Annotated in this window: 1 protein-coding gene; it reads left to right on the top strand. The window is 67.6% G+C overall.

The features are described from left to right. A partial coding sequence (locus tag FMEAI12_RS10275) for an ABC transporter substrate-binding protein (RefSeq protein ID WP_235013865.1) occupies positions 1-683 on the top strand: 683 nt, incomplete at both ends.

Here is a 683-nt window from a genome sequence, read left to right on the forward strand (position 1 = left end):
ACCAGCGTTACAACACCCTGCAGACCGGGGGCGCGGACGTCGCCGTCGAGTCGAACCCCGTCAACTTCGACAAGGCCGACAAGGCCGGCCTGCCGAACACCGTGCTGGAGCTCAGTGGCGGGCTCTTCATGGCCATGAACACCCGCAGGGCGCCGTTCGACGACGTCCGCGCACGGCAGGCCGTCGCCGCAGCACTTGACCTGGACGCGCTGAACCTCGCCGCCTACAACGGAACCGGCACACCCGTCGACACGCTGTTCAGCAAGGCCTCGCCCTTCTACTCGGACACGCCGCTGCGCAAGGCGGACAAGGCCACCGCCCAGCGACTGTTCGACGAGCTCGCCGCGGAAGGCAAGCCGGTGTCCTTCGCCGTCTCCACCGCCCCCACCTCGGAGAGCAGGACGACGGCGGAGAACATCCAGGCCCAGCTCGGCACGTTCAAGAACGTCAGCGTCCAGGTCAAGATCATCGAGGTTGCCGACATCGTCTCGCTGCGCACGACGCACGACTTCGACGCGACCACGTCGTCAGCGTTCTTCCAGGACCCCGAACCACGGCTGTGGACGGCCTTCAGCGGCGACTCGCCGGCGAACCTTTCCGGGATCGCCGACAAGGCGCTCAACGACGCCCTGCTGGCGGGGCGGACAGGCGCATCGGAACAGGACCGCGAGAAGGCCTACGAC

The organism is Parafrankia sp. Ea1.12 (assembly GCF_900465275.1).
GTDB lineage: Bacteria > Actinomycetota > Actinomycetes > Frankiales > Frankiaceae > Parafrankia > Parafrankia soli.